Here is a 19,239-nt window from a genome sequence, read left to right on the forward strand (position 1 = left end):
ATTATAGTTATGTGGTTATTAGAAAATATTGATATGAAAAAGTCAAAATATATACTTCCTAGTTTGTTTACTAGTGCAAGTTTGTTATTTGCCTTTTTAGCTATTATTGCTGCCTTTCAAGGCAACTTTATATCATCTGCAGTTTATATGTTATTGGCAGGTTTTGCTGATGCATTTGATGGTAGAGTTGCAAGATATACTCACACTCAAACAGAATTTGGTGCTGCATTAGATAGTCTTGCTGATGTGGTTTCTTTTGGGGCGACTCCTGCTTTAGTGATGTATTTTTGGAGCTTACATAATTTGGGAGCTTTAGGAGCAGCTATTGCATTTTTATATTTACTTGCTGTTGCTCTGAGATTAGCAAAATTCGATACTATGCCTGCTAGTGATAACTCAGAAGAAAGCATGCTTGAGCGTCGTTTATACTTTTATGGTATGCCTTGTCCAGCTGGAGCTGTAACTATCTCAGGATTGATTTGGATGGGTCAAAGATTTTTAGTTGGTGACTCTACATTCTTAAGTATTGTGGTTGTTGTTCTTACAGCATTTACTGCGCTATATTTAGCATTTATGATGGTTAGTGATATTAAATTTAGAAGTTTTAAAGATAGTGATGGTAAAGGTAACATTAGTAAGCTATATGTTATTTGTTTTATACTAATAATTTTGATGTTATTTACAATGCCTGATAAATTACTGTATTTTATAATGATTGGTTATGCGTTATCTGGTCCGGTATCTCATTACAGATATAAGCAGAAAATCAAAAATAGTGACTTTAATGAAGATTCTGTAGTAGATGGTAAAAAAATTATAGATGCTGATTAGTGTATAGAGTTATTCTTTAATTGTAACAAAAGCATCGTGGCTAGCATGGCCTTGTTCGCTTATGATGCCCGCAGATACTCCCCCAGGTTGTTGCATGTATCCTGGTTCATTAGAATCTAAGTTTTGGTCAGTTGGTGGAGGAGCTACATAGCCAAAAGAGTCTCCATTTGAGTTTGAACATGATATCAAAGCTGTAGCAACTAAAGCTAATACTAATAAAGTCGTTTTTTTCATTACATATCAATCTGAAATTTTATTATTTATAAATAATAACAGATTTATATTTAATTTAGATGCATTAAATGGTTTATAATTTACATTAGTTTACGTATAATTAGCGACAACACGCGCGAAAATATATGAAAATATAAATCTGTCAGGAATATTTATGGATAATTCTATTTCTCTAATTCAATTAATTTTACATGCTAACTTTATAGTTCAGCTTATTATGTTAGGCTTAGTGGCCATGTCTGTTTACTCTTGGGCTATTATGTTTGAAGTTAACAATCGTGTAAAAAAATATCGTAATGAACAGGTCCAGTTTGATAAGTTGTTCTGGGCAGGGCATCACATACAGAAACTATATGACTATTATCTTCAGCATAAAGAGAATATCTTTGGTAAATCAATAATATTTTGCTCAGGTTTGAGAGAGTTTAATAATCTTAAAGATACTGGGATACTAAGAGGAGATACCATTCTAGAAGGTATGGAAAGAACAGTAAGTATAGCTATAGCTCAAGAAGCTAAAGAGCTAGACAGAAAATTACCAGCCTTAGCTACTATAGGCGCTGTGTCTCCATATATTGGACTAGTTGGTACTGTTTGGGGTATTATGTCGTCATTTAATACTTTAGGCGGTGTAGAACAAGCTACTATTTCTGTAGTTGCTCCTCATATTGCAGAAGCATTGATTGCTACAGCATTAGGTCTTTTTGTGGCAATTCCGGCAGTTATTGGTCATAGTAGGTTGTCTAATCAGGTTGATGATGTTTTATCTGGTTACGAGTCGTTCCAAGATGATCTATGTATATTACTTTTGAAGGAAGCGCATAGAGATGAACTGCAACAGCAACATCAAGAAAGCTTTTAAATAAAGGCTTTTTAATATGAAAAAGAGAAACAAAAGATTTTTTAGAAAAAAAAGACCAATGGTACAAATCAATGTAGTACCTTACATTGATGTAATGTTGGTGCTTTTGGTTATTTTTATGATTACAACACCTATATTAACACAAGGTGTAAAGGTCGATTTACCTAAAGCTCAATCTGAGAAAATACCTTCTAACGATAGTAAGCCTATTGTTGTTACTGTCAACAGGGATGGAGAGTATTTTGTTAATCAAGGAGTTAGTGATCCAAAAGCACCACTAAGTGCTAGAGATCTTACGAATGCAGTTGTTAGTTTATCTCAGCAATCTCCTGGTAAGCCCGTATATGTACGAGGTGATAGTAGTGCAAGTTATGGTGAAGTAGTAAAAGCTATGGCTCTGATACAAAGAGCAGGTGTAGATAAAGTGGGGTTAGTCACCGAAGATGGCAAATCTTAATTATCAAAAAATTATTCGTTTCTGTAAAAAAACAGTCGATGAAAATCCATTCTTAGTAAAAGCAATACTTGTACATATTGGTATTGTAATTTTGCTATATACGCTAGCCTTTATAAGTGATCTTAAGTTTGAAACTAGTCAGGCAGCTTTGAGTGCGCAGGTTGAGAATACACCTAAGAAACTTCAGATTATTCAAGCAACATCGATAAGTAGTAGTGAGTTAGACAAACAAATTTCTGCTTACGAAAATCACCAACAAGAATTAAAACAGGCTAGAGAAGATATTAAGCAAGCAAAAAAACAAGCTCTTATAAAGCATCAACAAAAATTAAAAGAACAAGCTGAGGCCGAGAAAAGAGCAAAGTTGGAAGCAAAGCAAAAGGCTATTTTAGAGGCTAAGAAAAAAGCCCAAGAAAAAGCGAAACGTCAAGCTGAACAAGAGAAACAGGCTCAAGAGGAAGCTCAACGTAAGAAAGAGCTAGAAGAGAAAAAGAAAGCCCAAGAAGAGGCAAAACGTAAAAAACAACAAGAGTTAAAAGCTAAACAAGAAGCCGAAGAAAAAGCTCGTCAAGAAAGGTTAGCTAAAGCAAAAGCGGAAGCTATCGCATCAGCTAAGCGCGAGGCGGCTAAAAATCAGGCAGATTTAGCGGTTAGTAAGTATGTTACGGAATATACTGATAGAGTTGGTTCAAACTGGATTAAAGATGATTGTAGAGGTATATATGATTTACCAAGAGCAATAATCAGAAATGGAGAGTTTATTAAGCTCACTGGAACTTCAGGTGATTATAGTTGTGATCAGTCACTTATAGATGCTATCAAAAATACAACACCACCTGAGATTACAAATCCTATAGCTAGAAGAACTATACAAACAGAAAATATAAGCTTTATATTTAAACAAAGTTAATGAGGAATAATATGAGAAAAATCATTACCGGCTTCTCGATATTTGTTTTTTTGATTTCTAGTCTGTACGCAGACTTAGTTGCTGAGGTAACTACTGGAGTAATTCAAAAACCATTGGTAACTGTGATAAGTAATAATGTTGTAGATCAATTTCCTCAACAAGTAAATTCTATAATAGTTTCAGATCTTAATCATAATGGTAAGCTACAAGGTGATGACTCTATTAAGTATGAAATTAATCAAAGTCAGAATATACCTTGGAAGAGTTTGAAGTCTGATTATGTTGTTTTAACAAAATATACAAAAGATTCAAATAATAGCTACACTGTTGAAGTACAGATATATAAAAGAAATGATACAAGCTATATCAGATCTATAACATATAAAAATATAAGTACATCTTTGGTAAGACCTTTAGCTCATAAGGTTGCTAATTATGTATACCAAAAACTTACTGGAGAGCAAGGCTTCTTCTTGACAAAGTTGGCATATGTGCAAGTAAGTAATCCTTATGCTAGATATGGCAGAATTTATGAGCTTGTGATATCTGATTATGATGGGTATAACAAACATACTGTTCTTAGACAGAGTGATAATCCAATAGCTACACCATCATGGTCGAATGATGGAAGATATATAGTTTATTCAAGCTATAGTGGCGGTAGCATGGGTGTGTACACTTTAGAGATAGCTACAGGAAAAGTTACAAGGATAACTAACTTCAAAGGAATCAATAGTTCGCCATCATTCTCTCCTAATGGCAAAGAAATTGCTTTAGCTTTATCTAAAGGTTATTCTGATCAAACTAATATCTATATATTAAATTTAGCTACTAAAGCCTTAAAGAGAATAACTATAAATGGTATAAATACAGCTCCAAAATTCTCACCAAATGGTCAAAGAATAGTATTCACATCTGATAGAGATGGTCGTCCAAATATCTATGTTGCACCGGTTAACTCAAGATACCCTCAATCATCTAAGCTAAGTAGTAGGATATATCAAGGCTATGAGCCAAATTATACTCCAGATGGTAAAGATATTGTATTCATGAACCAATCTAGATCAAGTGGTACTCAGATAGCAGATTTTAATTTAGCTAATGGAAGTGTAACAAATATTACAAATGGTAAATCAGATAGTTCACCTACAGTATCTCCATTTGGCAATATGATTGCGTATATATCTACAAACTCTAGAGGTTATAGTTCATTAGATATGGTATCATTAGATGGAGACAATCATTTTAATGTTGATACAGCTAATAATGGTAATATTTTAATTCAGTCCCCAAGCTGGTCACCAAAAAACTTTTAAGGAGCTTGTATGAGAGTTTTGGTTAAAAATTATTTTGTTTTAGCTTTAGCTTTAGCTTTATTAATTACAGGTTGTACGTGGTATAAAGGACCTCCTTTACAAGCTAATGCAAATGGTAGTTTAGATGGTTCATCTTTGAATGAAACAAGTGGTCCAGGTTTTATTAGTACGCTTAAAAGTGGTGAAAATTATGGATCAAGTTATACTGGCTATGCAGATGATGGTGGTAATTATGAGGTTTCAAGTTTTGAAAATAGCTAAAAATAGGAGTTAAATATGATGAAAAAAAGTATTGTGAGTATAGCGGTTGTAAGCTCTATGCTTATGTTGGCGAGTTGCTCAAGCACTAGACCAGATAATAGTGATTTAATCAAGGATAAGTATGCTGGTGTTGATAGTTCACAAGCTTTAGAGATGTCTTCGCAAATATATGGTTCTGATAATATGAGCTCAGATCAAGTTGAGCAAATGAAAAAAGAGCTAATGGATATTAACTGTAGATCAGTATACTTTGGTTTTGATAGTTATAATATTACTGATGATGCTAAAGAGTGCTTAGATAAGACAGCGGACTATCTAATAGCGCATCCAGATCAACCAATCAAATTATCAGGTAATACTGACCCTAGAGGTAGCGAGAAATATAACTTTAACCTAGGACAAAAGCGTGCTGAAGCAGTATACAACTACTTATTAGGTAAAAATGTAAATAAAGATCAAATCTGTGTTGTAAGCTATGGTAAATTAAAACCAGCGGCAGAACCAACTCAGTTCTATGATGAGTTCTGTACAGATGGTGTTAATGATACGTGTTCATATAAAGCATCTGAAAAAGCTTTCTACTTAGATAGAAGAACGGAAATTGATTTCGGTGTGAAATGTGATGAGAGTAATTCTTCAAACTAATTAATAACCTTTCATCTCGATTTGTAATTTTATCTTTAACTATTTTTTTATCTCAAATTGTTCTACAATAGTCGCATAATTTTTTGTTTGAATTAAATATTATGATTAAAATTCCTAAAATTGGTTTTGTGAGTCTTGGTTGTCCAAAAAACCTTGTTGATTCTGAGCGTATAATAACTAAGTTAAAAGCTGAAGGTTATGATTTAGTTGATAGCTATGATAATGCTGATATGGTTATAGTTAATACTTGTGGTTTTCTAAACTCTGCTATTGATGAGTCTTTGGAAGTTATTGGTGAAGCAATAGCTGAGAATGGCAAGGTTTTAGTAACAGGATGTCTGGGAAATAAGGCAGATCTTATCAAAGAAAAACATCCAGAAGTTCTAAGTATTACAGGGCCTCAAGATTATGAGAACTTGATAGAAGCGGTGCATACTCATGCTCCGATATTTGCAAATGATTTTGTATCTTTAGTACCACCACAAGGTATTAAGCTTACACCAAGACATTATTCGTACTTGAAAATATCAGAAGGGTGTAACAACACTTGCACTTTTTGTATTATTCCAGATATTCGTGGTAAGCTAAAAAGTCGCTCAATTGACAATATCATGAAAGAAGCTGAAAAGCTTAAAAATGCTGGTGTTAAAGAGCTACTTGTAATATCACAAGATACTTCTGCGTATGGTGTCGATATTAAATATAAGTCCGGTATTTGGAATAATAAAGAATATCAAAGTAATATTTTAGATCTTGCTACTGCTCTTGGCGATTTAGATATGTGGACAAGATTGCATTATGTGTATCCATATCCTCACGTTGATAAAATTGTGCCGCTTATGGCACAGGGTAAGATACTCCCTTATCTTGATGTACCTTTACAACATTCATCTCCTGAGGTTCTAAAAAGGATGAAGCGCCCAGCTCATACGCAAAAAACTCTTGATAGAATCAATAAGTGGCGTGATATATGTCCGGATATAACTATTCGTAGTACATTTATAGTAGGATTCCCAGGTGAGACAGAAGCTGACTTTGAGCACTTATTAGATTTTGCTGAAAAAGCTCAGCTTGATAGAGTCGGTTGCTTTAAGTATTCTGAAGTAGAGGGCGCAAAGGCTAACCAGTTTGATAATCTAATTTCTGAAGAGATCAAACAACAGCGTTTAGATGAATTTATGGGGTTACAAGCACAAATAAGCGCTGATAAATTACAACGATTTGTTGGAACAGAACAGCAAGTAATCATAGATGTCATAAATAAAGATGAAAACTATGCGATTGGTCGTACTAAATATGATGCTCCAGAAGTAGATGGACAAGTAATTATCGGCGATGCGCTAGAAAGAAATCTAAAAGTAGGTGAATTTGCAACCGTCGAGATTACAGAGTCGACTGAGTATGATCTGATAGCTGATTAGTTTCTGTATATTAAACTTTCTTAATATTCATTTATCTGTATAAAAAATCCATAATCTTATTTGTATACTTGTAGTACTAGAGCATAATTTTGGGAGAGTGCTATGAGTGGTAATTTAGTTGTTATAGGTGGCTCTGGTGCTATAGGTCATGCTGTAATTAAAAGACTAAGACAGTTATATCCTAATGCAAATATATATGCATTTTCACGTGCTAAAGTAGTTGATTGTGTAGAAGGAGTAGTCTATAAGCATATTGATTATACTGATGAATCAACAATTGAAAAAGCCGCGAAAGATGTTTATGAAAAATCAGGAGCTATTAATCTAGTTTTTGTTGCTACCGGTATATTACATACTTCCGAGATAAAACCAGAGAAAGCTTTAAAAGAACTATCGGCAGATAAATTCATTGAGCTTTTCAAAGCAAATACAATTTTCCCAGCTCTTGTTGCAAAGCATTTCATACCCAAGTTAGCTAAGGATACTAAGTCTATATTTGCAGCTATTTCTGCACGAGTTGGTAGTATCTCTGATAACCAACTTGGTGGTTGGTATGCTTACAGAGCTTCAAAAGCTGCTTTAAATATGTTTATCAAAACAGCAAGTATTGAAACTAAGCGTTTAAATCCGAATGCTGTAATAGTTGGGCTACATCCAGGGACTGTCGATAGTCATTTATCAGAACCTTTCCAAGCAAGAGTGCCTCAAGGTAAGCTTTTTACGCCGGAGTATTCAGCTAGTAAGTTAGTTGAAGTTTTAGATGGTTTGAAATTAGAAGATAGTGGTAAATGTTTTGCATGGGATGGTGAGCAGATTATTCCATAGTTAAAGTTTTTAGAGGTATTTTTATGAATGATAAGGATATAACGATTAGTGAAATTATAGAAATGGCTTGGTGTGATAAAACATCATTTGATTCAATCAAAAATATAACTGGATTGTCAGAGCCACAAGTTATAAAAATCATGCGAAATAATCTTAAGCCGAGTAGCTTTAGACTTTGGCGTAAAAGAGTATCAGGACGAGTTGCAAAACATCAAAAAAAGCTGAATTATATAAATGCAAGTAGTCTGGTTTAAGCGTGATTTACGCATAAATGATAACTTAGCTTTATCTTTAGCATCTGAAAAAGAAGATGTTTTACCATTATACATAATTGAGCCTAAGCTTTGGCAACAGCCTGATATGAGCCATAGACAATATCTGTTTTTATCAGAGTGTTTAGAAGAGTTAGATAGTGAGCTTACAAAGTTAGGTCAGCCTTTAATTATAATGGTTGGAGACGTTGTAGAGGTTTTTGAGAAGTTAATAAAACAATACTCTATCAAGGATATTTGGTCTCATCAAGAAACTTGGAATGACTGGACATATCAGCGAGATATTAAACTTGAGAAGTTTTTTAAACAGAATGATATTACATGGCATCAACCATATCAAAACGGTGTAGTTCGTTGTTTAGCTGATAGAGATAAATGGGCTTTAGTATGGCATAAACGCATGAGCGAGAAGATCGTTGAAGCACCTAATAAACTTAAATTTATTTGTGAAAATCAAACTAAAATACCTACTGCTGAGAGCCTTGGTCTAGAGTATGATAATTGTTACAAAAGACAAAAAGGCGGTCGAATTCGCGCACTTAGAATTCTTGATAGTTTCTTGTATCAAAGAGGTTGTGGTTATTCTAAAGAGATGTCTTCACCAGTTACTGCCTTTAAAAGTTGTTCGAGATTGTCGCCATATATAGCTTTTGGAGTTATCTCGATAAAAGAGGTATATCAGTTAGCTAATCAGTATAAAAATGAAATCAAAGCTAGTAGTATAAGAAATAAAACAAAGTGGTTAAGCGCAATGCGTTCATTTTTATCGCGCCTGCGCTGGCATTGTCATTTTATGCAGAAGTTAGAGGATCAACCAAGTATTGAATATGAAAATTTGCATTCAGCCTATGATCAACTACGCAAAGAGCCGATAAATCAGCAATATTTCGAGGCATGGAAAACTGGTAACACTGGTTATCCAATGATAGATGCGTGTATGCGAGCATTGATTGCAACAGGGTGGTTAAACTTTCGTATGCGTGCAATGCTCATGAGTTTTGCAAGCTATCATTTGTGGTTAGATTGGCGTGTTACATCGCTATATTTAGCAAGATTATTTACTGATTATGAGCCAGGTATTCATTACTCACAAGTACAAATGCAATCTGGGACTACAGGTATTAATAGTATCCGTATTTATAACCCTATTAAGCAAAGTATTGACCAAGATCCTAATGGTAAGTTTATCAAAAGATGGATACCTGAGCTAGAAAATGTAAGTAATGAAAATATTCATACTCCATGGTTAGAAAAACATAATGCTGTAGATTATCCAGATCCAATCATTGATGAGAAACAAGCACGGAAATTTGCAGCAGATAATATTTATAAAATTAGAAAAGACTCAAAGAATAGTCAAGAAACTAAAAATATTATCAAAAAACACGCCAGTAGGAAAAAGCCCAGAAAAATCAAATCTAAACAACAAAAGGTAGAGAATATTCAAGGGGAGTTATTTTGATGAGGACTTTACGGCTGATTCTAGGAGATCAACTTTCGCAGAGTATTTCTAGTTTGAAAGATTGTGACAAAGCAAATGATGTTGTGATGATGTGTGAGGTAATGCAAGAGGCTAGCTATGTTAAGCATCATAAAAAGAAGCTAGTGTATATTTTCTCAGCGATGCGCCATTTTGCACTACAGTTGCATAAATTAGGTTATAAGGTTTGCTATACAAAACTAGATGATCCAAAGAATACTGGTTCATTTTATTCAGAGGTTAAGAAAGTCGTTGAAAAGCTTGGCGTACAAAAGCTTATTGTCACAGAACCAGGTGAATATCGTGTATTAAAAGATATTCAAAGCTGGCAAAAAGATTTTTCAATAAATGTTGAAATACGCACAGATGATAGATTCTTAGCTACAATAGATGAGTTTGCGAAGTGGTCAAAAAATTATAGGCAACTACGCATGGAATATTTCTATCGTTATATGCGTACTAAGCACGATATTTTGCTTGATAATGATGGTAAGCCAGAAGGCGGACAGTGGAATTATGATAGTCAAAACCGTAAAACACCAAATTCTGGTATGCAAATCCCAAAATCATATAAAAGTACAGCAGATGATATAACTAAGCGAGTAATTAAGCTTGTTGAGAAAACTTTTGGCAATAATTTTGGTGATATTGAGCCATTTAATTATGCTGTTACTAGGGAGCAAGCACTCGAAGCTTTAGATTTATTTATTAATGAGAGGCTTAGCAGTTTTGGAGATTATCAAGATGCTATGCTTGAAGGGCAGGCATGGATGTATCACTCTCATATTTCTATGTATATCAATAGTGGCTTACTGTTACCTATGGAGTGTATAAAGGCTGCTGAAAAAGCATATTATAATGGTAATGCTCCTTTAAATGCTGTAGAAGGTTTTATCCGTCAAATTCTTGGTTGGCGAGAGTTCGTACGCGGTGTTTATTGGTTGAAGATGCCAGATTATCGCGATATGAATTATCTTGAAGCTACGCGTAAATTACCAAGTTTTTATTGGGATGCCGATATTAAGATGAATTGTCTGCATCAGTGTGTCAAAGAAACTAAACAAAATGCCTATGCGCACCATATTCAAAGACTAATGGTTTTGGGAAATTTTGCATTGTTAGCTGGGATTGATCCTAAGTATGTCAATCAGTGGTATTTGTTAGTATATGCAGATGCCTATGAGTGGGTTGAGTTACCAAATGTATCAGGAATGGTACTTTTTGCAGATGGTGGGTATTTGGCAAGTAAACCCTATGCTGCTAGTGGTAGCTATATCAAAAAAATGTCAAATTATTGTGATAATTGTAGTTATAAAATTAGTGAGAAAAATGGAGATGATGCTTGTCCATTTAATTACTTATATTGGGATTTCTTAGCTAGAAATAAATCAAAGCTAGCTAATAATCCTCGTTTGGCAATGATTTATAAATCTTATGAAAAGATGACTAATGAGAAGAAAGAACTAATTAGACAAGATAGTAAAAAGTTTCTTGAGGAATTAGGTATATGAAAAAACAGCATTTGCCTACGAAGGTTTGTGTAGTATGTGGTTTACCATTTACTTGGCGTAAGAAATGGGCAAAAGTATGGGATGAAGTAAAATACTGCTCTGAAAGATGTCGGAGAGCAAAAAATAAAAAGTAAATATTAAAACATGAGGAATATTTTAATCTGGCCGAAGTTATAAGTAAGTCGCTATTTACTAATATGAAAAACAGAAAAAAGCACTAAAAAAAATAGAATTATTTTCTAGTAAAACTTATTTGTAAAATAGTTTACTTTGAATCTGCAAGTTTTTGATTAATTTGATTAAGTATGATTGTTGCATCAGTTTTACTATCATCTTTAATATAAATAGCTGATTGATTAGGATTGTTTTTAGCTGATTGAACTACTATATTAATAGAATCACCTGTTGGCGAAACAGCTTTGATTTCAGATTTTTTTTCATCAACTGTTTGTTCTTTTGTAGTATAATTATTTTCTTTTAATACTTCTGTAGCAGTAGAGAATACGGTTTCTCTATTTTTAGCATAAGCATTGTACGCATCAGGGTTTTCCATCCATTTATATGCTAAAGCCCCCACAGCAACACTGGCTAAGACTAGACCAGTTACAGCTACAGCTTCGGCTGTACACGATGTAATCGCCACTGAAGCAGCTAAAAGAGTTGCGATTGTTATTAGTTTTTTCTTCATCATAATTTTACCTCACGAGGTTGTTGTTTGTGTATGAATTAATAGTCTAACAAATTCATTATATCAAGCTGTTATAGTTTTCCAAACTTGTTTCTTATTTTCGATGTTATAAAAGATGTAAATCTATTTTTATCTTTAATTAGTATATAAAATGGTTTGAAAAAATTAGGTAATAACTATAAAAATGAACTTTATCCAAAAATATTTTGCGATTATAGTTATGGCAGGGGTTGTTTTAGCTATATCAGTACCTTACATATTTATACCATTAAAGCCATATATTACTTATTTGTTGGCTACTATTATGTTGGTAATTGGACTTCATCTACAACCAAAAGATTTTGTAAAAGTCGCTAACCTCAAGGGGAAGCTACTTGTTATATTGTTTTTGAAATTAACTGTTACATCAATAGCTGCTTTTATAATTGGTAAGATTTTTGGGTTGAGTTTAACCGCATTGATAGGTCTAGTTATTGTTGGCGCTTGTCCAGGAGGCACGGCTTCAGGAGTTATGGCTTTATTGGCTAGAGCAAATATTTCACTTACTGTTAGTTTAACTTTCTTAACAACATTGTTAGCACCAATAGTTATGCCACTAATCATCTATTTTTTCTTTGCGAAGAGTATTGAGTTAGACTGGTTTGGTATGTTTGAAACAATGGCAATAATAGTTATCTTACCGATAGTTTTAGGAATTTTAATTAGTAAATTTACTAAACTAAATGATTCAACTTTAAAGAAAATCTCTAGTATTCCAATACTCTTGATTATGCTAATAGTAATGGTTGTAACAGCTTTAAATAAAGATGCTATTATACTTGTGCCTTTAGATATTATTTTGAGCGTTATAATCCTTAGTATATTTGCTAATGTGTTTGGATATTTAATAGGTAAAGTTTTGGGTCTAGATTTTGATAGTAGATTAGCTTTGCTATTTGAGTTTAGTATATTAGATGTTGGTTTAGGGATTGTAATAGCTTTGACCTTCTTTGGTAATCAAGCAGCCATTGCTGCAACTTTTTATGCAATTTGGCAGAATATTATTGGACCTATAATTGTTAACTTTGTAAATATATGTCGCAGTACTAAGCTTAAATCTTCTTAAAATATTTTATTGACAAAAAAGTCTAAAATAGACTAATATATCTAAAAAAATGGTTTTAGATATCAAAATGAATTCTGAGTTAGAAAAATTTATAAATGTCGCGGAGGCTATAAGCATGCTTTTGCATCCTTTTGCAGAAGTTGTAATTCATGATTTATCTAAGAACAAGATAGTAGCGATTTTTAATCCTATCTCTAAAAGAGAAATTGGAGATATATCATATTTAGACCATATAGATTTAGATGCGTACGACGATTTTGTAATAGGGCCGTACGATAAAATAAATTATGATGGGCGAAAAATGAAATGCATTATCACTGTAATTAAAAGCTTAACAAATGATGTTATAGGGACATTATGCATAAATTTAGATGTTTCTGTATTTGATAGATATCAAAATTTAATAAACGTATTTCTAAATAATAACAATATGCAAATGTCGCAGCAGCAACAGAGCCTTTTTAAAGATACTTTTTATGAAAAAATTAACAATTTTGTGCAGAGATATTGTATAGATAATAATTTATCAATCGATAATTTAACAAGGGATCAAAAGAAAAATTTGATTTTAGAACTTAAACAACAAGGCGCACTAGATGGTAAGAATGCTAGTAAATACATTGCAAATGCACTAAATGTTAGTCGAGCTACTGTCTATAACTATCTTAAATAATCATAGGGAAAAAAATAATGTTAATCATATTAGGAGCAATTATCGGTTTTGTAGCTAGTTTTATTTCTACGCTACTTGGTGGAGGAGCCGGTTTGATAGCGGTTCCAGCTTTTTATTTTATAATTGTACATACTTATGGAGCGGACTTTGCTATGCAAATAGCTATAGCGACTTGTTGTGGGATGTCTATATTTTTAAGTTCTATAGCAACATACAAACACTATCGTAAGGGTAATATACACTTAGGAGAATTAAAGTATTATTTAGTATATTTATCTATAGGGGCGTTAGTAGGCTCAATAGTTGCAAAACATATAAATACAGATCTTTTGAAAATAGTCTTTGCAATATTGTTATTTGGAAGTGGTATCTGGATGATATTGCATAATGATAATAAGGTTGTTAAATTACCTAGAAGTGCTAGATATAGTATTTTTAGTTTTTGTGGTGTGTTGAGTGTTTTAGCAAGCTCAACAACATTTGCAACAATGTTTTTTATAAAGATTGGTACAGATATCAAAAAAGCCATAGCTATAACTAGTATCTGTGTACTTATAAACTCATCAATTGCAGCATTTGTACTTACTTATGGAATTAGTGTTAATGTACCATCAACACTTGGTTATCTAAATATTCCATTGTTAGTATCATCGGGTATATTTGCATTGGCAGGTAGTCTTTTGGCAGTTAATTATTTAGGGATAATTTCTCCAAAGCTTCTAAAGAATTTATTTATAGTTTTGATGTTTATTTCTGGCGGTGTAATGATTATCTAAAAGTTGAAAATATAAGCTTTTGCTGTATACTTAATATCTCTTTGGAGAGGTGTCCGAGTGGTTGAAGGAGCACGCCTGGAAAGCGTGTATAGTTTAACGACTATCGAGAGTTCGAATCTCTTCCTCTCCGCCAGTTTTAAATAAAAGAATAATCTGTCTTTGTATAAGTTACCAAAACACTTTCTTGATGATATGTTTTCTCGTAGACATTAACTAGATTGTTTACTTTTTGCTCAAGTTGTTTTGATTTATCATCTGCAAGTATTGTAACAACTTTGGTTTTTTCACTATACGTAGTTCCTGTTGGGCTACGCCAATAGCCTCTAGCATCATTTTCAGTATAACCATCAGGGAAAGCGGGTGTTATGTATTTGTTCTCAAAATTTTTGAACATCTTATCTGAAACGTAAGAGATATTATCTTTATCATCTTTCATAGTTCTGCCAAAGTAAAGTTTGACTATATATCCTTGATTATCTTTGGTATCTGCAAAGCCAGTATCCGATAAGACAAATATACATAATGCTAGTGTAATTATATATTTCTTCATAAGCTTCTCTTTAGGTTCTTCTTCAAAAAAACAGCAGCTAAAATTAGCATTAGCCAGCCTATCATCAGTGTGGTACCACCTAATGGTGCTAGCTTCAAAATAATAGGTATATTATAAACCACAGAAATATAAATACTAAAACTAAATAATATTGTGCCAACTATAAAAAATAAGTTGCTTAGTTTAAGAGTTAAACATCGTGATAAGCTCTTACTACTTAAAAGAGCTATTCCAATACCACTAATTAGGATAGCATAGGTTTGATTATAACGTATAGCTGTCATTATAAATTCAAAATGTTCAGCTGAAATTTGAGATTTTAAACCATGTTCTGCGTAAGCACCAAAAGCTACTGATATAAAACCTAAGATCGCACCAATTATTAAGTTCATCTACTCTCCAGTTTAGGTTACTTTATTTTACAATGGGTTAAACGATTAAAACGCCATTTCGCAAACAGACTATATATAATTTTAGCAAAACCATATATTAGTGGTAGTTTAATAATAGTTGCTAACTTTTTCCATTTGTTTAATTGGCTCCATATTATGATAAAGGCATCAACTCCAGTATGAAATTTACCTTCGTTATCTTTGACATGAAATAGCTTCAGACAAGATAGAGTATCTAAATCTTCTTTGTTAAGACTTTCTTCAGATATTTCGGTAATATCAATCCATTCAAAAATATTTTCTGGTACTATATTTTTATAGTGATTTATCTCTTTTGAGCATAATCCGCATTTACCATCATAGAAAACTTTAATCACAAAAAAATCCTTTACTAAAGATATTGTATAACCACTACGATAAATATTATCAAGCCAATCCAATGATTATCAGAAAAAGCTTTTATACAGTTAGCTATACCTAGTTTTTTGTATAAGAAATAATTTCTGATAAATAAAAAGGCACTAATAACAACACCTATGTAAAAAATAATATTAAAGCTTAGATATATACCTAGAGCTATCAAAAGTATTAATGATATGAAATTGAATAAAAAGATGTACTTAAATACTTCATCTCCAAATAAAACAGCTGATGACTTAATACCAATTTCTAAATCAAAATCTCGATCAGCTAATGCATAGATAGTATCGTAAGCTATAGTCCAACATATTGTTGATAGATAAAATATCCAAGCTTCGAGTGGTATCTGATTTTCTATAGCAGAAAATGCCATAAAAATACCAAAGTTGAATGCTAAACCAAGGATTAGCTGAGGTATTGCAAAGAACCTTTTACAAAATGGATATAAAACAGCTAAAAATAGAGCTACAAATGATAGTAAAATTGTGTATAAGTTTAAGAACAATACACAGATAAAAGCAATTATTGTAAGAGCTAGACACAAATATAAAGCATTCTTGACACTAAGTTTACCACTAGTTAAAGGGCGAGTATTAGTACGCTCTACATATTTGTCAAAATCTATGTCTGCGATATCATTAACAATACAACCCACCGTACGCATTACAATTACACCAATAGTGAAGATAATTAAATATTTAATATCTGGAATACCATGACTTGCCAAAACCAATGCAGTAAGAGTTGGCCAAAGAATTAGTAGTATTGGAATAGGGCGATGCAATCTCATTAGCATAATATATGCTTTGAACTTTGTATTATTCTGCATTACAAAACTCCGGTAAAACTAGAAAATATTCTGTAATTAAAAATTTAAGCTTTTGATTATCTTTGTATGTAAATATCGAACTACGAGAAAAGATTTCCTGCTGAATATGCCTATTTGCTTCTTGATAAAAATCATCACTAGATAACTTCCGGATTATGAATTCATCACGAGTAAATTTAGATTTTTCAAAAAGTAGATTATCACCAATTGGTTTTGTACCAAGGTTATCAACTTCTTGTGAAAAAAAATCATAAGTATCACAGGGAATAATTGTCCTAGCAAAAATTAATGTTTGATTGATGCTTGAAAGAGTTATTTGTCGTACTAATGCAGACTTAATATCTAATAGTGATGCTTCTAACTGATTAACATTTGTAAAACTCTGAGAGATCTTATCTAATATAATTTCACCATAGCCTTTTGATAGGCTTGTAACTAAGTTTTTTGCATCATTAAGCCAGTATCTTTCTACTTTTGATAAGTTTTGTTTATTAATAATATTCATATATCAGAAATACCTTAAACTTAAGGTTTCTTATTTTAATATCGATTTGTATAATTATACACTTAATACTTATGAATTTAATTAAAAGGGTTCCAAAATGCGTCCAAGTGGAAGAAATAACGATCAATTACGTACTTTAAAAGTTACACATAATTTTACAAAACATGCTGAAGGTTCAGTTTTAATAGAATTTGGTGATACTAAAGTTTTATGCACAGCTTCTGTAGTTGCTGGCGTACCAAGATTCAAAAAAGATTCTGGTGAGGGGTGGTTAACTGCTGAATATGGTATGTTACCGCGTTCAACTCATACTCGTATGGATAGAGAAGCTGCTAGAGGTAAGCAATCTGGTAGAACACAAGAAATCCAAAGACTAATTGGTAGAGCATTACGTGCAAGTGTTGATTTAACGAAAATAGGTGAGAATACTATCAAAGTCGACTGTGATGTAATCCAAGCAGATGGTGGCACACGTACAGCGTCTATTACTGGAGCATCATTAGCTATCAGGGATGCTATAGATTATATGAAGCAAAATGGTATGCTTGATGAACAAACTAGTCCATTAATGTCTCAGGTTGCTGCAATATCTGTAGGTATTTACAACAATGAGCCTGTACTTGATTTAGATTATGATGAAGACTCTAATGCTGAAACAGATATGAATGTAGTTATGAACTCAAATGGTGGTATGATTGAAATTCAAGGTACAGCAGAAGGCAAAGACTTCTCAGAAGAAGAGTTTGCTAAAATGCTAGGTCTTGCTAAAAAAGGTATTAAAGAAATATTTGAAAGTATATTCTAGTTCTTAATAAACATAATTCTTATAAAATAGAATCTTAAAGAGTATTTATATAAGAGTTTATCTTAGCTAGTAGATCAAAATCTTGTGATTTTAATTCAAATAAAAACTCTTGCAATGGCTCACTTTTTGCAAAAAGAAGCCTTTGTTCGATTTGTTTGATCTGATCCTCTAATGTTTGTCTTTGTTGATATAGCTCACGAAGCTCTTTATTAGCGTTATTAAAAAAGTTTTGGATATTATCTTCTTTTTTGGCTTGTAGTCTAGTTTTAAGGTTTGTGCTTAGACTAGAAGTTCTGTTTACTGATAGCTTTTTTCTACTACCTAAAGAAAGTTTTTTACGAGGTTCTTGTTCTGACATTTATATCTCTTTGTTATTTAAATTTTAGATCTAATGTGTTGAAATTGTTTAAGAATAACAATTTAATGTAATGATTATAATATATTTGTTACTAAATTTATAGTTCCAAGCTTTAGAACTTTAAGTGATTTTATTAGGGGTAACTCTAAGTGATTCTAAATCTATTAAAGCACCATAGCTATCATCTCTACCTGATTCTCTTAGAGTTAGTGTTTTGCCTGAAGCACTAGTATTTTGTAAATCAATATTAATAGTTTGCCAGCCCTTAGCAAAACTATCGTGTGTGTAGACAAGCTCATCTCCTAGATAAATTTCAAAGTTACTTGAGTTATCACCTGTTCTAGAGTAGTAGTCGAATGACATCTGCATACTGTCAAAACCTTTTGATGCCAAGTCATAAGAGAAATCTACAATTTCATTTCTATCACCATCAAGTTCAGCAACATTTGGTCGGATATCATCAATATTATCGAAGTTATTCCAGATTTCTATTTGCTCATCTCCTCCAGTTATATACCATTTACCAAGAAAGTCACTATCAGTATCAACTTTGCCCCAGCTATCATTATTCACAGATGTTTGATCATATTGGAAACTATCTTCACTGAAAATCATATTATTTTCTTTTAATATTCTAAAGAAGGTTGCATCACCTAGTATACAGTGTTTTGGTATATTAGATTCGTTGAGTATGTTACCAGCAACTACACATCTCCATCGCACGGAATCTTCTGGTACAAGTTCAGGCCGTACCATAATCTCAGCATATCCATTTACTATGCCACTTCCTCCAGCTGTACCGATATTTTTCGTAAGAGCTGCATATTCATTAACTTCAGAGTAATCACCATTAAGATAAAAGTCTTTATTATCTTTTTTAAAATCCCATATTTCTTTTGCGCGTGCTGTTAATACAGACACTTCAGTAGCTATTTTTGTCTTAATTATGTAATCAGAGTATGTTGCATAACCAAGAGTTGCTAAGATAGTAATTATTGCTATAGTTACAATTAACTCAACAATTGAAAATCCTAAATTTTTTTGTTTAGTTTTTGATGCCATATATCTTAGTTACCCCATACCCTACATAATTATTATAGCTTATCTACTGAG

26 protein-coding genes and 1 tRNA gene are annotated in these 19,239 nt (G+C 32.5%); 18 read left to right on the forward strand and 9 right to left on the reverse strand.

Annotated elements, in window-relative coordinates:
* The first annotated feature begins 9 nt into the window (after positions 1 to 9).
* Complete coding sequence (locus IMS64_RS01515; RefSeq protein ID WP_004286499.1) at positions 10 to 831, forward strand: CDP-alcohol phosphatidyltransferase family protein; 822 nt, start codon at positions 10 to 12, stop codon at positions 829 to 831.
* Between the two features lie 9 nt (positions 832 to 840).
* Here IMS64_RS01515 and IMS64_RS01520 read toward each other — a convergent pair whose 3' ends face one another.
* Entirely contained in the window at positions 841 to 1,065 is a 225-nt protein-coding gene (locus IMS64_RS01520; RefSeq protein ID WP_004286498.1) for a hypothetical protein, read from the reverse strand.
* Between the two features lie 154 nt (positions 1,066 to 1,219).
* Between IMS64_RS01520 and tolQ the strand changes: the two genes are divergently transcribed.
* The 12 genes from tolQ to IMS64_RS01580 all read left to right on the forward strand — a co-directional run bounded on the left by tolQ (position 1,220) and on the right by IMS64_RS01580 (position 11,159).
* Positions 1,220 to 1,927, forward strand: coding sequence for a protein TolQ (gene tolQ / locus IMS64_RS01525; protein ID WP_012279957.1), 708 nt, complete (start codon positions 1,220 to 1,222; stop codon positions 1,925 to 1,927).
* Positions 1,928 to 1,943: 16 nt separating this feature from the next.
* Complete coding sequence (tolR, locus tag IMS64_RS01530) at positions 1,944 to 2,384, forward strand: protein TolR (protein WP_004286496.1); 441 nt, start codon at positions 1,944 to 1,946, stop codon at positions 2,382 to 2,384.
* Positions 2,371 to 3,294 carry a cell envelope integrity TolA family protein gene (locus IMS64_RS01535; RefSeq protein ID WP_211490692.1) on the forward strand — a complete coding sequence of 308 codons (924 nt, stop codon included), beginning with the start codon at positions 2,371 to 2,373 and terminating at the stop codon, positions 3,292 to 3,294. The genes tolR and IMS64_RS01535 overlap by 14 nt, the downstream gene beginning before the upstream one ends.
* A gap of 11 nt (positions 3,295 to 3,305) precedes the next feature.
* On the forward strand, positions 3,306 to 4,610 hold the full coding sequence (locus IMS64_RS01540) for a PD40 domain-containing protein (RefSeq protein ID WP_211490693.1): 1,305 nt from the start codon (positions 3,306 to 3,308) through the stop codon (positions 4,608 to 4,610).
* A gap of 9 nt (positions 4,611 to 4,619) precedes the next feature.
* Positions 4,620 to 4,871: a hypothetical protein gene (locus IMS64_RS01545; protein ID WP_211490694.1), complete on the forward strand. Its 252-nt coding sequence runs from the start codon at positions 4,620 to 4,622 to the stop codon at positions 4,869 to 4,871.
* A 15-nt stretch (positions 4,872 to 4,886) separates the two neighbouring features.
* Complete coding sequence (locus IMS64_RS01550) at positions 4,887 to 5,516, forward strand: OmpA family protein (RefSeq protein WP_012279953.1); 630 nt, start codon at positions 4,887 to 4,889, stop codon at positions 5,514 to 5,516.
* Positions 5,517 to 5,617: 101 nt separating this feature from the next.
* The gene (rimO, locus tag IMS64_RS01555) at positions 5,618 to 6,937 is read left to right on the forward strand and encodes a 30S ribosomal protein S12 methylthiotransferase RimO (RefSeq protein ID WP_042516874.1); all 1,320 of its coding nucleotides are present in this window, start codon (positions 5,618 to 5,620) and stop codon (positions 6,935 to 6,937) included.
* A gap of 102 nt (positions 6,938 to 7,039) precedes the next feature.
* Positions 7,040 to 7,762: an SDR family NAD(P)-dependent oxidoreductase gene (locus tag IMS64_RS01560; protein WP_211490695.1), complete on the forward strand. Its 723-nt coding sequence runs from the start codon at positions 7,040 to 7,042 to the stop codon at positions 7,760 to 7,762.
* 23 nt (positions 7,763 to 7,785) lie between these two features.
* Complete coding sequence (locus IMS64_RS01565; RefSeq protein ID WP_211490696.1) at positions 7,786 to 8,016, forward strand: TIGR03643 family protein; 231 nt, start codon at positions 7,786 to 7,788, stop codon at positions 8,014 to 8,016.
* Positions 7,997 to 9,496 (forward strand): FAD-binding domain-containing protein, encoded by a 1,500-nt coding sequence (locus IMS64_RS01570; RefSeq protein ID WP_211490697.1) that lies wholly within the window; start codon positions 7,997 to 7,999, stop codon positions 9,494 to 9,496. Before IMS64_RS01565 ends, IMS64_RS01570 begins: the two co-directional genes overlap by 20 nt.
* Positions 9,496 to 11,025, forward strand: a complete 1,530-nt coding sequence (locus IMS64_RS01575) for a cryptochrome/photolyase family protein (RefSeq protein ID WP_211490698.1) — start codon at positions 9,496 to 9,498, stop codon at positions 11,023 to 11,025. The genes IMS64_RS01570 and IMS64_RS01575 overlap by 1 nt, the downstream gene beginning before the upstream one ends.
* On the forward strand, positions 11,022 to 11,159 hold the full coding sequence (locus IMS64_RS01580; protein ID WP_004286486.1) for a DUF2256 domain-containing protein: 138 nt from the start codon (positions 11,022 to 11,024) through the stop codon (positions 11,157 to 11,159). Before IMS64_RS01575 ends, IMS64_RS01580 begins: the two co-directional genes overlap by 4 nt.
* Positions 11,160 to 11,290: 131 nt before the next feature.
* On the opposite strand, the gene IMS64_RS01585 is transcribed toward IMS64_RS01580, so the two are convergent.
* Complete coding sequence (locus tag IMS64_RS01585) at positions 11,291 to 11,716, reverse strand: DUF3568 family protein (RefSeq protein ID WP_200151476.1); 426 nt, start codon at positions 11,714 to 11,716, stop codon at positions 11,291 to 11,293.
* Positions 11,717 to 11,897: 181 nt separating this feature from the next.
* On the opposite strand from IMS64_RS01585, the gene IMS64_RS01590 reads away from it, so the two are divergent.
* The 4 genes from IMS64_RS01590 to IMS64_RS01605 all read left to right on the forward strand — a co-directional run bounded on the left by IMS64_RS01590 (position 11,898) and on the right by IMS64_RS01605 (position 14,400).
* Positions 11,898 to 12,818: a bile acid:sodium symporter family protein gene (locus tag IMS64_RS01590; protein ID WP_211490699.1), complete on the forward strand. Its 921-nt coding sequence runs from the start codon at positions 11,898 to 11,900 to the stop codon at positions 12,816 to 12,818.
* A gap of 49 nt (positions 12,819 to 12,867) precedes the next feature.
* On the forward strand, positions 12,868 to 13,491 hold the full coding sequence (locus IMS64_RS01595) for a helix-turn-helix transcriptional regulator (RefSeq protein ID WP_211490700.1): 624 nt from the start codon (positions 12,868 to 12,870) through the stop codon (positions 13,489 to 13,491).
* A gap of 17 nt (positions 13,492 to 13,508) precedes the next feature.
* The gene (locus IMS64_RS01600) at positions 13,509 to 14,267 is read left to right on the forward strand and encodes a sulfite exporter TauE/SafE family protein (RefSeq protein ID WP_211490701.1); all 759 of its coding nucleotides are present in this window, start codon (positions 13,509 to 13,511) and stop codon (positions 14,265 to 14,267) included.
* Positions 14,268 to 14,310: 43 nt separating this feature from the next.
* Positions 14,311 to 14,400 (forward strand) — tRNA-Ser (locus IMS64_RS01605).
* Positions 14,401 to 14,403: 3 nt separating this feature from the next.
* On the opposite strand, the gene IMS64_RS01610 is transcribed toward IMS64_RS01605, so the two are convergent.
* Genes IMS64_RS01610 through IMS64_RS01630 form a run of 5 tightly spaced genes read right to left on the reverse strand, consistent with a single transcriptional unit; the run spans position 14,404 to position 16,963 of the window.
* Positions 14,404 to 14,817 carry a DUF3574 domain-containing protein gene (locus tag IMS64_RS01610; RefSeq protein ID WP_200149260.1) on the reverse strand — a complete coding sequence of 138 codons (414 nt, stop codon included), beginning with the start codon at positions 14,815 to 14,817 and terminating at the stop codon, positions 14,404 to 14,406.
* Positions 14,814 to 15,209 (reverse strand): DUF423 domain-containing protein, encoded by a 396-nt coding sequence (locus tag IMS64_RS01615; protein WP_088820867.1) that lies wholly within the window; start codon positions 15,207 to 15,209, stop codon positions 14,814 to 14,816. Before IMS64_RS01615 ends, IMS64_RS01610 begins: the two co-directional genes overlap by 4 nt.
* 17 nt (positions 15,210 to 15,226) lie before the next feature.
* Positions 15,227 to 15,586: a thiol-disulfide oxidoreductase DCC family protein gene (locus IMS64_RS01620; protein ID WP_211490702.1), complete on the reverse strand. Its 360-nt coding sequence runs from the start codon at positions 15,584 to 15,586 to the stop codon at positions 15,227 to 15,229.
* 14 nt (positions 15,587 to 15,600) lie between these two features.
* Complete coding sequence (gene ubiA / locus IMS64_RS01625; RefSeq protein ID WP_211490703.1) at positions 15,601 to 16,458, reverse strand: 4-hydroxybenzoate octaprenyltransferase; 858 nt, start codon at positions 16,456 to 16,458, stop codon at positions 15,601 to 15,603.
* On the reverse strand, positions 16,448 to 16,963 hold the full coding sequence (locus IMS64_RS01630) for a chorismate--pyruvate lyase family protein (RefSeq protein ID WP_012279940.1): 516 nt from the start codon (positions 16,961 to 16,963) through the stop codon (positions 16,448 to 16,450). Before IMS64_RS01630 ends, ubiA begins: the two co-directional genes overlap by 11 nt.
* Positions 16,964 to 17,060: 97 nt before the next feature.
* Here IMS64_RS01630 and rph point away from each other — a divergent pair, with 97 nt between their 5' ends.
* Positions 17,061 to 17,768, forward strand: a complete 708-nt coding sequence (gene rph, locus IMS64_RS01635) for a ribonuclease PH (protein WP_211490704.1) — start codon at positions 17,061 to 17,063, stop codon at positions 17,766 to 17,768.
* Between the two features lie 34 nt (positions 17,769 to 17,802).
* On the opposite strand, the gene IMS64_RS01640 is transcribed toward rph, so the two are convergent.
* Complete coding sequence (locus IMS64_RS01640; RefSeq protein WP_004286458.1) at positions 17,803 to 18,126, reverse strand: hypothetical protein; 324 nt, start codon at positions 18,124 to 18,126, stop codon at positions 17,803 to 17,805.
* Positions 18,127 to 18,246: 120 nt separating this feature from the next.
* Entirely contained in the window at positions 18,247 to 19,188 is a 942-nt protein-coding gene (locus IMS64_RS01645; RefSeq protein ID WP_211490705.1) for a type IV pilin protein, read from the reverse strand.
* Positions 19,189 to 19,239: the final 51 nt, after the last annotated feature.

The sequence above is a fragment of the Francisella philomiragia genome (assembly GCF_018135955.1).
Taxonomy (GTDB): domain Bacteria; phylum Pseudomonadota; class Gammaproteobacteria; order Francisellales; family Francisellaceae; genus Francisella; species Francisella philomiragia.

Excerpts from the sequence above, each read along its gene's own strand:
- IMS64_RS01580 (WP_004286486.1), top strand. The coding sequence starts at position 11,022 with ATGAAAAAACAGCATTTGCCTACGAAGGTTTGTGTAGTATGTGGTTTA.
- IMS64_RS01570 (WP_211490697.1), top strand. The coding sequence starts at position 7,997 with ATGCAAGTAGTCTGGTTTAAGCGTGATTTACGCATAAATGATAACTTA.
- IMS64_RS01590 (WP_211490699.1), top strand. The coding sequence starts at position 11,898 with ATGAACTTTATCCAAAAATATTTTGCGATTATAGTTATGGCAGGGGTT.
- IMS64_RS01585 (WP_200151476.1), bottom strand. The coding sequence starts at position 11,716 with ATGATGAAGAAAAAACTAATAACAATCGCAACTCTTTTAGCTGCTTCA.
- IMS64_RS01640 (WP_004286458.1), bottom strand. The coding sequence starts at position 18,126 with ATGTCAGAACAAGAACCTCGTAAAAAACTTTCTTTAGGTAGTAGAAAA.
- rimO (WP_042516874.1), top strand. The coding sequence starts at position 5,618 with ATGATTAAAATTCCTAAAATTGGTTTTGTGAGTCTTGGTTGTCCAAAA.
- IMS64_RS01645 (WP_211490705.1), bottom strand. The coding sequence starts at position 19,188 with ATGGCATCAAAAACTAAACAAAAAAATTTAGGATTTTCAATTGTTGAG.
- IMS64_RS01560 (WP_211490695.1), top strand. The coding sequence starts at position 7,040 with ATGAGTGGTAATTTAGTTGTTATAGGTGGCTCTGGTGCTATAGGTCAT.
- IMS64_RS01515 (WP_004286499.1), top strand. The coding sequence starts at position 10 with ATGTGGTTATTAGAAAATATTGATATGAAAAAGTCAAAATATATACTT.
- IMS64_RS01535 (WP_211490692.1), top strand. The coding sequence starts at position 2,371 with ATGGCAAATCTTAATTATCAAAAAATTATTCGTTTCTGTAAAAAAACA.
- IMS64_RS01610 (WP_200149260.1), bottom strand. The coding sequence starts at position 14,817 with ATGAAGAAATATATAATTACACTAGCATTATGTATATTTGTCTTATCG.
- rph (WP_211490704.1), top strand. The coding sequence starts at position 17,061 with ATGCGTCCAAGTGGAAGAAATAACGATCAATTACGTACTTTAAAAGTT.
- IMS64_RS01550 (WP_012279953.1), top strand. The coding sequence starts at position 4,887 with ATGATGAAAAAAAGTATTGTGAGTATAGCGGTTGTAAGCTCTATGCTT.
- IMS64_RS01630 (WP_012279940.1), bottom strand. The coding sequence starts at position 16,963 with ATGAATATTATTAATAAACAAAACTTATCAAAAGTAGAAAGATACTGG.
- IMS64_RS01615 (WP_088820867.1), bottom strand. The coding sequence starts at position 15,209 with ATGAACTTAATAATTGGTGCGATCTTAGGTTTTATATCAGTAGCTTTT.
- tolR (WP_004286496.1), top strand. The coding sequence starts at position 1,944 with ATGAAAAAGAGAAACAAAAGATTTTTTAGAAAAAAAAGACCAATGGTA.
- IMS64_RS01600 (WP_211490701.1), top strand. The coding sequence starts at position 13,509 with ATGTTAATCATATTAGGAGCAATTATCGGTTTTGTAGCTAGTTTTATT.
- ubiA (WP_211490703.1), bottom strand. The coding sequence starts at position 16,458 with ATGCAGAATAATACAAAGTTCAAAGCATATATTATGCTAATGAGATTG.
- IMS64_RS01565 (WP_211490696.1), top strand. The coding sequence starts at position 7,786 with ATGAATGATAAGGATATAACGATTAGTGAAATTATAGAAATGGCTTGG.
- tolQ (WP_012279957.1), top strand. The coding sequence starts at position 1,220 with ATGGATAATTCTATTTCTCTAATTCAATTAATTTTACATGCTAACTTT.
- IMS64_RS01545 (WP_211490694.1), top strand. The coding sequence starts at position 4,620 with ATGAGAGTTTTGGTTAAAAATTATTTTGTTTTAGCTTTAGCTTTAGCT.
- IMS64_RS01595 (WP_211490700.1), top strand. The coding sequence starts at position 12,868 with ATGGTTTTAGATATCAAAATGAATTCTGAGTTAGAAAAATTTATAAAT.
- IMS64_RS01520 (WP_004286498.1), bottom strand. The coding sequence starts at position 1,065 with ATGAAAAAAACGACTTTATTAGTATTAGCTTTAGTTGCTACAGCTTTG.
- IMS64_RS01575 (WP_211490698.1), top strand. The coding sequence starts at position 9,496 with ATGAGGACTTTACGGCTGATTCTAGGAGATCAACTTTCGCAGAGTATT.
- IMS64_RS01540 (WP_211490693.1), top strand. The coding sequence starts at position 3,306 with ATGAGAAAAATCATTACCGGCTTCTCGATATTTGTTTTTTTGATTTCT.